Source organism: Providencia alcalifaciens DSM 30120 (assembly GCF_000173415.1).
GTDB lineage: Bacteria > Pseudomonadota > Gammaproteobacteria > Enterobacterales > Enterobacteriaceae > Providencia > Providencia alcalifaciens.
The window spans coordinates 56,288-70,601 of sequence record NZ_ABXW01000004.1; the positions used below are offsets into that span (position 1 = coordinate 56,288).

At 41.3% G+C, this 14,314-nt stretch carries 14 protein-coding genes and 1 other annotated feature; of the genes, 6 read left to right on the forward strand and 8 right to left on the reverse strand.

Annotation, left to right across the window (positions count from 1 at the left end):
- Window positions 1–58 precede the first annotated feature (58 nt).
- Complete coding sequence (gene yjjX, locus PROVALCAL_RS00670; RefSeq protein WP_006657125.1) at window positions 59–595, reverse strand: inosine/xanthosine triphosphatase; 537 nt, start codon at window positions 593–595, stop codon at window positions 59–61.
- A gap of 52 nt (window positions 596–647) precedes the next feature.
- On the opposite strand from yjjX, the gene gpmB reads away from it, so the two are divergent.
- Window positions 648–1,295 carry a 2,3-diphosphoglycerate-dependent phosphoglycerate mutase GpmB gene (gene gpmB, locus PROVALCAL_RS00675; RefSeq protein WP_006657126.1) on the forward strand — a complete coding sequence of 216 codons (648 nt, stop codon included), beginning with the start codon at window positions 648–650 and terminating at the stop codon, window positions 1,293–1,295.
- A gap of 74 nt (window positions 1,296–1,369) precedes the next feature.
- Here gpmB and robA read toward each other — a convergent pair whose 3' ends face one another.
- Window positions 1,370–2,272 carry an MDR efflux pump AcrAB transcriptional activator RobA gene (robA, locus tag PROVALCAL_RS00680; RefSeq protein WP_006657127.1) on the reverse strand — a complete coding sequence of 301 codons (903 nt, stop codon included), beginning with the start codon at window positions 2,270–2,272 and terminating at the stop codon, window positions 1,370–1,372.
- A 182-nt stretch (window positions 2,273–2,454) separates the two neighbouring features.
- Here robA and creA point away from each other — a divergent pair, with 182 nt between their 5' ends.
- Window positions 2,455–2,961: a protein CreA gene (gene creA / locus PROVALCAL_RS00685; protein WP_006657128.1), complete on the forward strand. Its 507-nt coding sequence runs from the start codon at window positions 2,455–2,457 to the stop codon at window positions 2,959–2,961.
- 80 nt (window positions 2,962–3,041) lie between these two features.
- Here creA and PROVALCAL_RS00690 read toward each other — a convergent pair whose 3' ends face one another.
- Both PROVALCAL_RS00690 and arcA read right to left on the reverse strand, forming a co-directional pair.
- Window positions 3,042–3,845, reverse strand: a complete 804-nt coding sequence (locus tag PROVALCAL_RS00690) for an LEM-3-like GIY-YIG domain-containing protein (protein ID WP_006657129.1) — start codon at window positions 3,843–3,845, stop codon at window positions 3,042–3,044.
- 140 nt (window positions 3,846–3,985) lie between these two features.
- The gene (gene arcA / locus PROVALCAL_RS00695) at window positions 3,986–4,702 is read right to left on the reverse strand and encodes a two-component system response regulator ArcA (RefSeq protein WP_006657130.1); all 717 of its coding nucleotides are present in this window, start codon (window positions 4,700–4,702) and stop codon (window positions 3,986–3,988) included.
- Window positions 4,703–5,798: 1,096 nt separating this feature from the next.
- Between arcA and thrL the strand changes: the two genes are divergently transcribed.
- From thrL to thrC, 4 genes are all read left to right on the forward strand, one after another.
- The gene (gene thrL / locus PROVALCAL_RS19145) at window positions 5,799–5,894 is read left to right on the forward strand and encodes a thr operon leader peptide (protein WP_071524960.1); all 96 of its coding nucleotides are present in this window, start codon (window positions 5,799–5,801) and stop codon (window positions 5,892–5,894) included.
- Window positions 5,833–5,954, forward strand: a sequence feature (Thr leader region). It overlaps the preceding gene by 62 nt.
- A gap of 24 nt (window positions 5,955–5,978) precedes the next feature.
- Window positions 5,979–8,438 (forward strand): bifunctional aspartate kinase/homoserine dehydrogenase I, encoded by a 2,460-nt coding sequence (thrA, locus tag PROVALCAL_RS00700; protein WP_006662819.1) that lies wholly within the window; start codon window positions 5,979–5,981, stop codon window positions 8,436–8,438.
- A 3-nt stretch (window positions 8,439–8,441) separates the two neighbouring features.
- A complete protein-coding gene (gene thrB, locus PROVALCAL_RS00705) occupies window positions 8,442–9,371 on the forward strand; it encodes a homoserine kinase (protein ID WP_006657132.1) in 930 nt (309 codons plus the stop codon).
- A 3-nt stretch (window positions 9,372–9,374) separates the two neighbouring features.
- The gene (gene thrC / locus PROVALCAL_RS00710; RefSeq protein ID WP_006657133.1) at window positions 9,375–10,670 is read left to right on the forward strand and encodes a threonine synthase; all 1,296 of its coding nucleotides are present in this window, start codon (window positions 9,375–9,377) and stop codon (window positions 10,668–10,670) included.
- 73 nt (window positions 10,671–10,743) lie between these two features.
- On the opposite strand, the gene PROVALCAL_RS00715 is transcribed toward thrC, so the two are convergent.
- From PROVALCAL_RS00715 to yaaA, 4 genes are all read right to left on the reverse strand, one after another.
- Window positions 10,744–11,241 carry a hypothetical protein gene (locus PROVALCAL_RS00715; protein ID WP_243441082.1) on the reverse strand — a complete coding sequence of 166 codons (498 nt, stop codon included), beginning with the start codon at window positions 11,239–11,241 and terminating at the stop codon, window positions 10,744–10,746.
- Between the two features lie 242 nt (window positions 11,242–11,483).
- The gene (locus PROVALCAL_RS00720) at window positions 11,484–11,702 is read right to left on the reverse strand and encodes a hypothetical protein (protein WP_006657135.1); all 219 of its coding nucleotides are present in this window, start codon (window positions 11,700–11,702) and stop codon (window positions 11,484–11,486) included.
- Between the two features lie 226 nt (window positions 11,703–11,928).
- Complete coding sequence (locus PROVALCAL_RS00725; protein ID WP_036974925.1) at window positions 11,929–12,924, reverse strand: aldo/keto reductase; 996 nt, start codon at window positions 12,922–12,924, stop codon at window positions 11,929–11,931.
- A gap of 207 nt (window positions 12,925–13,131) precedes the next feature.
- Window positions 13,132–13,908 carry a peroxide stress protein YaaA gene (gene yaaA, locus PROVALCAL_RS00730; protein WP_006657137.1) on the reverse strand — a complete coding sequence of 259 codons (777 nt, stop codon included), beginning with the start codon at window positions 13,906–13,908 and terminating at the stop codon, window positions 13,132–13,134.
- Between the last annotated feature and the right edge of the window lie 406 nt (window positions 13,909–14,314).

Here is a 14,314-nt window from a genome sequence, read left to right on the forward strand (position 1 = left end):
CATGTAGGGCTCTTATTGCTAAGCGCCCTACATGCATTTTAGATTGTTTTGAGTATAATTAGTCTTCTATGTGATTTAGCTCTTTATAAATTTCGTGTTTGATAGGAACTAAAGCCAATATTAATGCTTGTTGATAAACGCTGGTGCGCGTTAATACGCCATTGGTGAAAAAGCCAATTGCACCGCCTTGTTGCTTGATATTATCAATACCAGTGAGATCAGCCATTTCATCTCCCAGTTCACGACCCTCACGGATCCCTGCAAGAACTTTTTCTGGGATCATAATGCTGGCGGAACGGGATTCTCCACGGATTTGATGATGCTCAATCACAATCCATGCAAATGTCATGTCATCTTCAACACCCGCCTCAATACCCACCCAAAAGTCAGCTTCTGGGCGTACTTGGCGTGATGCCATCACACGTTGTCTTGCTCCTGTACGGGTTTCATTATTACCGATAGGTTGCTGTGGAACACTGCTATCGACATTAATATCTTCAATTTGATAACTGCCAGGCCCAAAAACGGCATCGAAAGCAAGATGAATCGCTTTAATTTTGGCTGGATTCGTCGTTGCAGCTATAACTTGGTACATTAATTATTTTCCTTTGAACACATACTTTGTACAGTAATAACGGAACACATCTATGTTACAGGTTTATCTTGTTCGCCATGGCGAAACTGAATGGAACGTTGCTCGTCGCATACAGGGACAATCCGATAGCCCTTTGACGACACTTGGTCGCCAACAGGCAATGCAGGTCGCTCAACGGGTTAAATCCGAAGGTATTACCCATATTATCACTAGTGATATGGGACGCACACGAGAAACTGCACAAATTATTGCGCAAGTGTGCGGGTGTGAAATTATCACAGAACCGCGCCTGCGTGAATTAAATATGGGCGTTTTAGAACAGCGAGAGATAGGCTCGTTATCTGAACAGGAAGAACAATGGCGTCAAAGCCTGATAAATGGCGCTGAAGGTGGTCGAATTCCTGATGGTGAATCCATGGACGAGCTCTTCATGCGTATGTTTGCAGCACTCAATAGCTGCTTAGATTTGCCTGAGGGAAGTCGACCATTATTAGTTAGCCATGGTCTTGCACTCAGTACATTGCTAAGCCGTATCTTAGGCGTACCTGCAAATTCTCCACGTCGCTTACGTCTGCGCAATTGTTCATTATCTCGTGTGGATTACCAAAATAGCCCATGGCTAGCGAATGGTTGGATTGTCGAAACGGCAGGAGAAGTGACCCATCTTTCGCAACCCGCCCTTGATGAACAGCAAGGTTAAAAATCGAATAAATAAAAAAGGCGTTTCAATTCATGAAGCGCCTTTTTTTCGTGCGAGTGAAATTTTATAAAGATTTAATGAATTTCAGGCTTTTTAATCGGAACATAATAGCTAAATGTATCAATATGAGTTCTTGGATCCGCATCAGCGCTCACATGATGTTCCACATTTTTAATTTTATAGTGCTCAACGTCATAACCAGGGCGACGAGTCAGATTCAGTTTTGGCAAGTAAACCCCATAAACATGGTATAGGAACTCTTGCATTCGTTCTCTCGTGGCTTCTCCGTGATAGTTAAATTTCACGTACTCACCTGCAGGAATGGTGACATGGCTATATTCGGTATTACTAAAGCTAGCATCTTCAGGTTTAACCGCAGTGGTATAAAACACCGTTTGCTCATCATCTTTTTCTGAACTATGAATGGCATGGTGCAAACCGAACACTTCTGAAGCCACATGGGTGGTGTGCTCTAAATAGTACCGCCAGAAAGATTGACGCATTTGGGAACAGGCTGTTGACCATTCTTCAAGCACATAAGAACAACTTTGTTCTAAGCCAACCAGTGGTTGCTCTTCCATGGTGATAAATTCATAATCAAGAGGTGAATGGTCATCTAAAACAATTGGAGGGCAGATGCCTGTTGCGCACCATTCTTCGGTACGGCGATAAAATGCTGGTGTGAGATTAAACTGTTTCTTGAATGCGCGTGTGAAAGTTTGTTGTGAGTCAAACCGATACTGTAATGCAATATCAAGGATGGGACGGCTAGTTAAACGTAACGCAACTGCGGCACGAGATAAGCGTCTAGCGCGAATATAAGCACCAATTGCTTGGTCGGTCACATCCTTGAACATTCTCTGTAAATGCCACTTTGAGTAACCCGCTCTAGCGGCAACATTATCCAATGATAATGGTTTATCAAGATTGTCATCTATCCAACGAAGAAGGTCGCGAATAATATTTGTTTGATCCATGGATATCCCCAGGCAATACGACTCACAGAACAGATATGAGTAATCAATGAATAGCTATTCTATAACAACTTATCATTTTCGTTTATAGTAAATGAGTTGTATTTAATATTTCATTAATAAACAGAATTATTGCCGTTTAGATTATTTGAAATTTAGACGTTAAGCTGAAAAGGGAATACTGTATGCGTTCTTCCAAATTTAAAAAGGGTATTGCGAAAGGCAATACACTGAAAAATCTCGTTTTGGGAACAATATTGTCTGCATTATCTTTTGTGGCAGCCGCAGAAGAAATTGGCTCAGTAGATACTGTTTTTAAAGTATTCGGTCCTGACCATAAAATTGTGGTAGAAGCATTTGATGACCCCGATGTTGCTAATGTCACTTGCTATTTAAGCCGCTCGAAAACAGGTGGAATTAAAGGTGGGCTTGGGTTGGCAGAAGACACATCTGACGCCGCAATTTCTTGCCAACAAGTGGGTCCTATTGAATTAAATGACCGCGTAAAACGTAACCCGAAAAAAGGGCAAGTAGTCTTCCAGAAGAGAACGTCATTGGTGTTTAAAAAGCTTCAAGTCGTTCGTTTTTACGACCCTAAACGTAACGCACTGATCTATTTAACCTATTCCGATAAGATGATTGATGGCTCGCCGAAGAATGCGCTGAGTGCGGTACCGATTATGCCGTGGTAATCCTTTTTGATATAAAAACCACCACTGATTACGTTTAAAGTCAGTGGCGGTTTTTTATGGCTCTTAGAAAATATAACTCACTAGATTTGTGTATCTGAATTATTAAAGCCAACTTTGAAAAATGGTTGAGCAAAGTTTCTATCTCGTTTTATGCTTTTACCCACATAAAGCGAACGTATTTCATCACTTGCTTTTCTGCCAATAAATTCCCAACGCCCACTTCCTTGAGTGACATTTCGAGTAAAGTATTGTTGAGTACCTGCTTCTACCCAAGAGTGAATTTCATACACTTCTTTAATGATATTGTTATAGGTAGCATAAGCATATTTTATATCTTGGTTTTTTCGAGGGGGGTTATGCCATACTCCACGAGTTGCCTCAAATAATTCAAGTTCACTCATATTAAATCTATAAAGCTTATTTAAAATAAACCCTATACCTTGGTGCTTAATATCTGAAACATTCATAACTTCTTGTGAATAAAGTGAAGCTGTTTCTTCTAATGTTAATCGTCCTTGCTTGAGAATATCAATGTCATTACTGGTGCTTTTACCATTGATCTTATTGGTTAAACCCTCAAGCCCGTACAAGTCTATGCAAGTTGTTTCTACCATAAAAGCCGTGTCTGAATCTAAACCATGACAAAGAATATCAATACCCAGTAAGTTTTCTTTATGTAATTCATAAATTCGTTTTAGCTTTGGGTCTTCCTCTCTTGATAGTTTATCTCTCGTTAATGCATCTTTAATATGTGTTAAACAACGAGAGCCTGTACCTTTCCCGATATAAAAAGGAATTCGGGTCGTTCCTGTAACTTCGCATAAGGCATAAACATAAAATTTGAGGCTACTGAGTGTATTTTTATATTGGTTAAAATCAGTCATGGGTTCTACCTATAAATATGTGATGAATAGATAGATATATCGGAATATTATTCGAGTTATTTAATGCCACATTAAGTTTTTATATTTTGCAGTCAATAAAAAACCGGCTTTCGCCGGTTCTGTGCATAGCTTAGTGACGATTACTCGTCTAAATCACCGCAGAAACGGTAACCTTCACCATGGATAGTGGCGATGATTTCTGGGGTATCAGGTGTTGACTCGAAGTGCTTACGAATACGACGAATCGTTACGTCAACAGTTCTGTCGTGTGGTTTTAACTCACGACCTGTCATTTTCTTCAGTAAGTCTGCACGGGTTTGAATTTTGCCTGGGTTTTCACAGAAATGCAGCATTGCACGGAATTCACTACGTGGTAATTTGTAGTGCTCACCCGCAGGGCTGACTAATGAACGGCTATTAATATCTAATTCCCAGCCATTGAATTTATAGCTTTCAACTAGACGACGTTCTTCTGAGCCACCGGCTAAATTCATAGTACGGGACAGTAAGTTACGTGCACGGATAGTCAATTCGCGTGGGTTGAATGGTTTGGTGATGTAATCATCTGCACCAATTTCCAGACCAAGGATTTTATCAACTTCGTTATCACGACCAGTTAAGAACATTAATGCAATACTTTCTTGCTCGCGTAATTCACGAGCTAGCAGTAAACCGTTTTTACCTGGTAAGTTTATATCCATGATCACTAAGTTGATGTCATGTTCTGAAAGAACATTGTTCATTTCTTCACCATCGGTGGCTTCGTGAACAACATAACCTTCCGCTTCAAAGATACTTTTCAGCGTATTACGTGTGACAATCTCGTCTTCAACGATCAAAATGTGTGGGGTCTGCATATTTGCTACCTAAAGTATTAAAATAAAAATACTGAACCCATGAGCCGTTTCCAGTTAGGTGGTTGTTGGTATGATTATCTGGAAAAACACGTTCATGAGTATAAATTTGTCTTTACATTTTTCAGTGACTTAACGCTGCCTATCCGCTAGGCAAAAGGCTGTAAAACGAACCAAAACTTAAGCACTTTCCCAATATTGGGCTGTTAACAGCAATATAACAGCTAATACTGCATTTACCACCTAAAAAACTAACTTTTGTTGATACATATCAAAATCAATTGTAGCACGTTAACAATGATTGTTAGGTAGATAATTATACCAAAATTATTTGTTATTGAGATATCGAAATGATGACAAAAACAAGATGAAAAAATTGAGATACTGCCATTTTTTCAGCGTGATATCACAAATAAAGGGGGATCTTAATAGGGATAGTAAGATGGTGATTTGACTTAAGTTTGTTTGCGAGTTGGTTTTCTGCTCCCTTGAATAATGTAAAATTATTGAAGAGTAAAATTTTGTTATTTACCTCAAAATCGCGTAAAAATAGTATTTTTGGTTTTTTATAGTCCAAAGTAAGGGGTTGTACTTATCCACTTTGCGTGAATCTATTTTTTTTTACAAAAATGCAATAAACCGCCTCAGAAATATCCGAATTAATGTTTTCATGATAATAATGAGTCAGCTAATTATTTTGAGCGCCAATGTACAATTTTGATCTGAAACTAAGTAACGTTTTTTTACAGTTGGGGTGAATATTGATCTGAATTCGCTAAACTCTGAAGCTTGGAAATTTGACGCTATTTGCCTCAAATTGATTGTGGGGTCTGGAGATAGATAACACACCATAAAGTTTGCCTTTTGGTTGTTTTTTGTACGCAAAAATAATTTTTATTTTAAATAAAATTAAAAACCATTAATTTAAGAATAAATGAACTTTATGACTAAATGTCAGCGATAAACTCTCTTTTTATGAAGATTTTTTTGATGATAGCAGAGGATCGCTTAGCTGAATTTAGAGGCTTTGAGGGGGTGTAAATGCAAATAAATTTGACATTATTATGCGATTACTTTAACCGTATAGGGAGAAACCAAAATGTTCCCTACGAGACAAACAAAATTTATGCGTAACATCAGCCTGATTACGATTATTACCACCACCACCGTGACCACAGGAAACGGGGCGGGCTGACGCATCCAAAAAATAAAAATGAAAAAGCCCGCATCCTAAAAAGATGTGGGCTTTTTTTTGGCGCTAATTCAGGAGAGAAATACCATGCGTGTGCTTAAATTTGGCGGTACCTCAGTTGCAAATGATGAACGGGTACTCAATGTTGCTGACATCGCTGAAAGTAAATTAGCTGATGGGCAAGTGGCTTTGGTGCTATCGGCACCAGCTAAGATTACTAACCATTTGGTCGCAATGATTGAAAAAACAGCAGCAGGTCAAGATGTCATCACGCATGTCAGTGATGCAGAGATGATTTTTGCTAATCTGTTAAAGGGCTTAAAAGAAAAACAACCCGGTTTTGAATATGACAAGCTGAAAAAACTCACTGAGCATGAATTCGCGCAAATCAAGCAAGTACTGCATGGTATTACTCTTCTAGGGCAATGTCCTGATAGCATCAACGCCTCAATTATCTGCCGTGGAGAAAAACTCTCCATCGCCATCATGGAATCGGTATTAAAAGCACGTGGTCACCAAGTGACAGTTATTGATCCGGTAAAAAGCTTACTGGCAAAAGGTCACTACCTTGAGTCCACTGTGGATATCAATGAATCAACGAAGCGTATTGCTGAGCTAAATATCCCTAAAGATCATTTTATTCTAATGGCAGGTTTTACTGCGGGGAATGATAAAGGGGAGCTGGTTGTTTTAGGGCGCAATGGTTCCGACTATTCGGCTGCGGTATTAGCGGCATGCTTACGTGCAGATTGTTGTGAGATCTGGACGGATGTTGATGGTGTTTATACTTGTGACCCGCGTTTAGTGCCAGATGCACGCTTACTTAAAGGCATGTCATATCAAGAAGCGATGGAGCTCTCTTATTTTGGTGCGAAAGTTCTGCACCCACGTACTATCGCACCAATTGCACAATTCCAAATTCCTTGTCTCATCAAAAATACCACTAATCCAAGCGCGCCGGGTACGCTGATTGGTGATGGGCAAACGGATGTTAGCACGCCTGTAAAAGGGATCACTAACCTGAATAACATGGCGATGATCAACGTTTCAGGTCCGGGAATGAAAGGTATGGTTGGCATGGCCGCCCGTATTTTCTCGGTGATGTCTCGTAAAGGGATTTCCGTGGTGTTGATCACTCAGTCATCTTCTGAATACAGTATCAGCTTCTGTGTTCCTCAAAATGAGTTACAGCGTGCCCGTGGTGCGTTAGAAGAAGAGTTCTATTTAGAGCTTAAAGATGGTGTGTTAGACCCGTTAGATGTGATGGAGCAGCTGGCTATTATCTCCGTTGTAGGGGATGGTATGCGCACATTGAAAGGTATCTCAGCTCGTTTCTTCTCTGCATTAACGCGCGGCAACATCAATATTGTTGCGATAGCACAAGGTTCATCAGAGCGTTCCATTTCTGCGGTTATCGCTAATGAGTCGGCAACTTCAGCGGTACGCTTATGCCATCAAATGTTATTCAATGCTGAGCAAGTGATTGAAGCCTTTATCGTCGGTGTTGGCGGGGTGGGTAATGCATTGATCGAACAGATTCACCGTCAACAGCAATGGCTGAAGCAAAAACATATTGATCTGCGCGTGTGCGGTATCGCCAACTCAAGAGCAATGTTGATTAATATGCAAGGGATTGATTTAGATAACTGGAAAACTGAATTAGCGGAAGCTAAAGAGCCATTTAGTCTTAGCCGCCTGATCCGTTTAGAACGCGAGTATCACTTCTTAAATCCGGTGATCATCGACTGTACCTCTAACCAAGAAATTGCAGAGCAATATGCCAGCTTCTTAAAAGATGGTTTTAACGTTGTGACGCCGAACAAAAAAGCCAACACATTATCGATGGATTATTATCATCAATTACGTGAGGCAGCAGAGAGTTCGAAACGTAAATTTCTCTACGATACCAACGTAGGGGCAGGATTACCGGTTATTGAGAACTTACAAAACTTGCTCAATGCAGGGGATGAATTGGTTCACTTTAGTGGGATCTTATCCGGTTCACTGTCCTTCATTTTCGGTAAGCTGGATGAAGGCATGTCTTTATCTGAAGCGACAACATTGGCAAAAGAAAAAGGTTTTACTGAGCCTGATCCTCGTGATGATTTATCTGGAATGGATGTGGCACGTAAGCTACTGATTTTAGCTCGTGAAGCAGGCTATGAACTCGAACTCAGTGATATTGAAATTGAATCTGTACTCCCTACTGACTTTGATAGTTCCGGGAGCATTGCTGAATTTATGGCGCGTCTCCCACAATTAGATGAACCTTTTGCAGCGCGTATAAAAGCCGCTGAAGCCGAAGAAAAAGTGTTACGCTATGTGGGTCTTATCGAAGAAGGTCGTTGTCAGGTGAAAATGGTTGCCGTTGACGGAAATGACCCACTGTTTAAAGTGAAAAATGGCGAAAACGCATTGGCATTTTACACACGCTACTATCAACCAATTCCTTTAGTATTAAGAGGTTATGGCGCTGGTAATGATGTAACAGCAGCGGGTGTATTTGCGGATATGCTGCGTACCCTATCATGGAAATTGGGAGTTTAAGAAGTGATCAAAGTTTATGCACCCGCTTCAATTGGCAATGTGAGCGTTGGGTTTGATGTGCTTGGCGCAGCAGTCTCTCCGATTGATGGCTCGCTACTCGGCGACTGTGTCAGCATTGAAGTAGCGAAGACATTTTCATTAGAAAACAAAGGTCGGTTTGTTTCTAAGTTACCGAAAAAAATGGAACACAACATTGTTTACCAGTGCTGGGAACTGTTTTGCGAGCGACTGGGTAAAAAGCTGAATGTGGCAATGACCCTTGAAAAAAACATGCCGATTGGCTCTGGTTTAGGTTCAAGTGCATGTTCTGTGGTGGCTGCACTGATGGCGCTTAATGAATTTGCTGACAAGCCATTTGATGAAACTGCATTGCTTGGCATGATGGGGGAGTTAGAAGGGCGTATTTCCGGCAGTATTCATTATGATAACGTTGCACCGTGCTATTTGGGTGGTTTACAACTGATCATTGAGCAAAATGGCATTATTTCTCAGCCAGTACCTGCGTTCGAAAATTGGTATTGGGTGATGGCGTACCCAGGCATCAAAGTATCGACTGCGGAAGCGCGCGCTATTTTACCTGATAGTTATTCTCGCCATGACATTGTGAATCATGGGCGTTATCTATCTGGCTTTATCCATGCTTGCCATACCCATCAGCCTGAATTAGCGGTGACGATGATTAAAGATGTTGTGGCGGAGCCATATCGTACACAACTGCTCCCTGGTTTTGCGAAGGCGCGCGAACATGCGAAGCAAATTGGGGCATTAGCCTGTGGTATTTCAGGTTCAGGACCAACGATATTCACAATTTGCGATGATAAAAAAATCGCGGAAGACATGGTGCAGTACCTACAACAACATTACATTCAAAATGATGAAGGCTTTGTGCATATCTGTCGTTTAGATATGGCGGGTGCAAGGACAATAGGGTAAACGATGAAACTGTATAATTTAAAAGATAACAACGAACAGGTCAGCTTCGCGCAAGCCGTGAAACAGGGATTAGGTAAGCAGCAGGGTCTCTTTTTCCCTCAAGACTTACCTGAGTTTAGCGCTAGTGAAATTGATGAATTGCTGAAATTGGATTTTGTCACTCGTAGTAGCCGTATTTTAAGTGCATTTATCGGCGACGAAATTCCTGCGGATCAGCTTGCTGCTCGGGTCAACGCTGCGTTTGCTTTCCCAGCTCCCGTTTCTAAAGTTGAAGATGATGTTGCGACTTTAGAGTTATACCACGGACCTACATTAGCATTTAAAGACTTTGGCGGGCGTTTTATGGCGCAAGCATTAAGCCAAGTAGCCGGTGGGGCACCCGTGACTATCTTAACAGCAACGTCAGGGGATACAGGCGCTGCGGTAGCACATGCATTTTATGGTTTGGATAATGTCCAAGTCGTGATCTTGTACCCAGAAGGCAAAATTAGCCCTCTGCAAGAAAAGTTGTTCTGCACACTGGGTGAAAATATTCATACTGTGGCAATTAAAGATGATTTCGATGCGTGTCAGGCGCTAGTAAAACATGCTTTTGATGATGAAGAATTGAAAAAAGCCCTGTATTTGAATTCAGCTAACTCAATCAACATTAGCCGCCTATTAGCGCAAATTTGCTATTACTTTGAAGCCGTTGCTCAGATCCCAGCAGAAAAACGTGATCAATTGGTGATCTCAGTCCCAAGCGGTAACTTTGGGGATCTGACCGCCGGCTTATTGGCAAAATCCATGGGATTACCAGTAAAACGCTTTATTGCTGCGACTAACGTTAATGATACGGTTCCTCGCTACCTAGTCGATGGAAAATGGGCACCGCATCAAACGGTGGCAACTTTATCTAATGCAATGGATGTGAGTCAGCCAAATAACTGGCCACGTATTGAGGAATTATTCCGCCGTAAAGGGTGGTCATTAAAAGACCTTGGTTACGGGGCGGTGAGTGATGAAGTGACTCAAGAGACGGTACGTGAGCTGGACAAAAAGGGGTATTTATCTGAGCCTCATGCTGCGGTTGCGTATCGTGTGCTGCGTGATCAATTACAAGATGGTGAGTATGGCTTGTTCTTGGGAACTGCTCACCCAGCGAAATTTAAAGAGAGCGTTGAAGCGATTTTAAATAAGCAAATTACACTGCCACAAGAACTGGCTGAACGCGCAGATTTACCACTGCTTTCTCACTTCTTACCATCAGATTTCGCTCAGTTACGTGAATTTTTAATGAAGTTAGCGCCTAAACAATAGTTTTTATCAATAGGTGGTTTAAAAACGGAAGCTAAGTTGGCTTCCGTTTTTTATGGTGTCGTTTATTGGAGGATCAATAGATTGAGCCATCTGCGCCATCTTGACCGCCATTTGGTCCGCCTTTTCCACCTTTACCCGCTTGTCCTCCGATACCTGCATTTCCACCATTTCCGCCATTACCACTCCCGTCACCATCTCCTCCATTGCCTCCGTGACCGCCATTGCTTCCTCCATGCCCTCCATTACCCCCATTTCCATTGGTGGAGCCGTTACCGCCATTTCCTCCGTTACCTAAACCATCTCCGTTGCCACCGTGTCCGCCATTACCCCCATTTATTCCCCCATTCCCACCGTTACCGCCATTTCCATTACTGCCTGGTGTGGCGTGTCCCCCATGACTACCGTGCCCATTGTTGCCGCCATTCCCTCCATTTCCTCCATGTTGGCCATTACCTCCAGAGCCCCCATTTCCACCTAGACCTCCGTTCCCACCTAGACCTCCATTGTGGTCATTACCACCGCTGCCATTTTGACCGTGGCTACCATTGATAGATTGTTCCGAGAAATACAAATAGTGACCGTGGCAATAAAGAGGTACACAAAAATTAGATCGATAAATATTATCGATAATAATAAATTTATTTATATTAAATAAATTATGTTTATTAAGTTGAAAGTTATTTGAATGACTTAGTATTGGTGTTGTTGTGAAAAATAAAATAGTGAATAATTGAAATAGAGATTGAGTTTTCATTGTATCCTCCATCCCCCCCTTATTAGAGAAGGGGGGAATAATTAAATAATCGGGTTTATTTAATTTCCATTGCCGCCATTACCACCATTTCCACCATGCCCACCGCTACCACCACTTCCGCCATTACCACCATTGCCTCCGTGTCCGCCATTACCGCCATTTCCGCCATTGCTCCATAAGTATTCAGTGGTAGATTGCTGGTCATTAACCGGTATTGTCATAGCAAAAGTTGATAAAGGGAATAATAAGGTGATTAGGATAGTAGAGATTTTACGCATATAAATTCCTCGTTATAAAGTGAATTAATTAAACTGCAAATAAAGCTTAAATGACTCACTTAAATAATTAAAGAATGTTGTTGGTTAATTAATGGATTAAATTTAGTCTAGGTGAATATAAAATAGTAAACAAAAGTTTTATTCGTTCGTTTGTATTTAAATAAATATACGAAAATAGAAAGCTATCCCTTAAATACCTTATTAAGCGATAGCTCTAGCAGAAAGGTTAAATAGAATCTTCAAGAATAAGCTCAATGGCCTTTAATTCATCTTGGTTAAAATCCCGTTTTTCCATCATACCGAGTGCATCATCAATTTGGCTGATACGGCTTGCTCCAATGAGTACAGAGGTAATACGGTCGTGACGTAGTAACCACGCAAGGGACATTTGGCTCAGTTTTTGTCCTCGAGCGAATGCAAGGTCATTGAGCTTTTTCACTTTAGCCAGCACAGCAGAGGTCAGTCTTTCTGGAGGGAGTGATGGATTACCTGCGGCACGAGAATCAGCAGGAATGCCATTAAGATATCGGTCCGTTAAAATCCCTCCAGCTAATGGAGAATAAGCAATAGAGCCGACACCTTCTTCTTCGAGTAAATCAAGAAGACCTTCTTCAGGTGTTCGTTCTAGCATGGAATACTTGGGTTGATGGATTAAGCAAGGAGTGCCCAGCTGCTCGAGAATACGAATGGCTTCTTGCGCGGTTTCTGCGGGGTAGTTAGAGATTCCTACATAGAGAGCCTTACCTTGACGAACAATCAGATCAAGGGCAGCCATCGTTTCTTCCAATGGTGTTTGAGGATCAGGTCTATGGTGATAGAAAATATCTACGTAATCGACCCCAATTCTTTTTAAACTTTGGTTCAGGCTAGCAATTAAATATTTTTTACTGCCCCAGTCCCCATAAGGTCCTTCCCACATGGTGTAACCTGCTTTAGAGGAGATGATCATTTCATCACGATAAGGTAGAAAATCTTGCTTAAGGATACGCCCAAATTGTTGTTCTGCGGAGCCTGGAGGGGGACCGTAATTATTGGCAAGATCGAAATGAGTGATGCCATGATCAAAAGCATGCCTTAGCATGGCACGGCAGTTATCAATTGGTTTGTTATCACCAAAATTATGCCAGAGTCCCAAAGAGATAAGTGGGAGTTTTAATCCACTCCGACCGCACTGACGATATTCCATTTCTGTGTAACGATGTGATGCAGCAGAATATGGCATTGATCACCTCCAAAATAAATGGCAAAGACTGACTTGGATTCTGGCATAAGTATTTCAAGCCCACTGGTGAAAGAATGCTATACCCCATGCGCGTGTTTATTTTATCGCCAAATTGTGACGGAGATTTGAAATAGAGTGTCGAATGTTGAGTATGAATTTTGTAGGGCGTGGTGTGCACCCTACAAATCAAGATGGTGAGTTTGGTTTTTAAGCTTGTTCGGGGCGTGTAAAGACTAATTCATTGCCTTTCGATTGTGACTGGTCAAACTGATAACCGTCTAAATTAAAGTCGGACAACTGTTCTGATTTAGTGAGTTTATTTTGGATAATAAAACGGCTCATTAATCCTCGTGCTTTTTTTGCATAAAAGCTGATGACTTTATATTTACCATTTTTTTCATCTAAGAAGACCGGCTTGATAATTGTGCCGTCTAATTTTTTGGTGTTCACAGATTTAAAATATTCATCAGATGCTAAATTAACGAGGATGTTATCCCCTTGGGCCGCGAGCGCCTTATTCAAATGCTCAGTGATGATGTTTCCCCAAAATTCGTATAAGTCTTTGCCGCGGCTATTTTTAAGGCGGATACCCATTTCTAAACGATAAGGTTGCATTAAATCTAATGGGCGTAAAACACCGTATAACCCTGATAACATACGTAAATGTTGTTGAGCAAATTCGAAATCAGCAGGCGAGAAGGTCTCTGCTTGCATACCAGTATACACATCACCTTTAAAGGCAAGGATAGCTTGGCGTGCGTTATCAGGAGTAAAGTTGGGTTGCCATTCACCAAAACGCGCTGCATTTAATCCTGCGAGTTTGTCACTGATTTTCATTAGGCTTGCGATATCTGCCGGCGTGAGTTTTCGGCACGTTTTTATTAATTTCTCAGATTCAGAGAGTAGCTCTGGTTGGGTAAAAGTGTCGATAGGTAGCGGGCTTTCGTAGTCTAATGTTTTGGCAGGTGAAATGGTAATCAGCATAACTTGACCCTTATGATAGTAAATTTATCCGTTACTTTAACAAAAAATCGGATGGAATAGCGAATCGCTGTAATAAGTCGCTCTTATGATGGTTATCTGGTTTACTGAGGTTATGACACTCTCAAGCTAAATGCATTCAGTTCCTAAGGTTATTGCGAAAACGATTGCTGATCAAATAGTTGCTTGCAAGGATATTTCCTCGCTTGCAGCAACGTAGATGCGTGATATTATCATGGGACGGTGCGGCGCTAGCCTCAATTCCTTAATAATACACAAAGTAGTTTAAGTTGCAGGTAGGCGGCAAGAAATCGAATTCCTAGGAGCATACACAAGTATGTGACTAGGATGAGTGAATGCAGCCAACACCCCTACAACTTGAAGCATGACGGGTTCACCCTAAATAGTT

Excerpts from the sequence above, each read along its gene's own strand:
- yaaA (WP_006657137.1), bottom strand. The coding sequence starts at position 13,908 with ATGCTGATTACCATTTCACCTGCCAAAACATTAGACTACGAAAGCCCG.
- robA (WP_006657127.1), bottom strand. The coding sequence starts at position 2,272 with ATGGATCAAACAAATATTATTCGCGACCTTCTTCGTTGGATAGATGAC.
- arcA (WP_006657130.1), bottom strand. The coding sequence starts at position 4,702 with ATGCAGACCCCACACATTTTGATCGTTGAAGACGAGATTGTCACACGT.
- gpmB (WP_006657126.1), top strand. The coding sequence starts at position 648 with ATGTTACAGGTTTATCTTGTTCGCCATGGCGAAACTGAATGGAACGTT.
- yjjX (WP_006657125.1), bottom strand. The coding sequence starts at position 595 with ATGTACCAAGTTATAGCTGCAACGACGAATCCAGCCAAAATTAAAGCG.
- PROVALCAL_RS00720 (WP_006657135.1), bottom strand. The coding sequence starts at position 11,702 with ATGCGTAAAATCTCTACTATCCTAATCACCTTATTATTCCCTTTATCA.
- thrL (WP_071524960.1), top strand. The coding sequence starts at position 5,799 with ATGTTCCCTACGAGACAAACAAAATTTATGCGTAACATCAGCCTGATT.
- thrA (WP_006662819.1), top strand. The coding sequence starts at position 5,979 with ATGCGTGTGCTTAAATTTGGCGGTACCTCAGTTGCAAATGATGAACGG.
- creA (WP_006657128.1), top strand. The coding sequence starts at position 2,455 with ATGCGTTCTTCCAAATTTAAAAAGGGTATTGCGAAAGGCAATACACTG.
- PROVALCAL_RS00690 (WP_006657129.1), bottom strand. The coding sequence starts at position 3,845 with ATGACTGATTTTAACCAATATAAAAATACACTCAGTAGCCTCAAATTT.
- PROVALCAL_RS00725 (WP_036974925.1), bottom strand. The coding sequence starts at position 12,924 with ATGCCATATTCTGCTGCATCACATCGTTACACAGAAATGGAATATCGT.
- thrC (WP_006657133.1), top strand. The coding sequence starts at position 9,375 with ATGAAACTGTATAATTTAAAAGATAACAACGAACAGGTCAGCTTCGCG.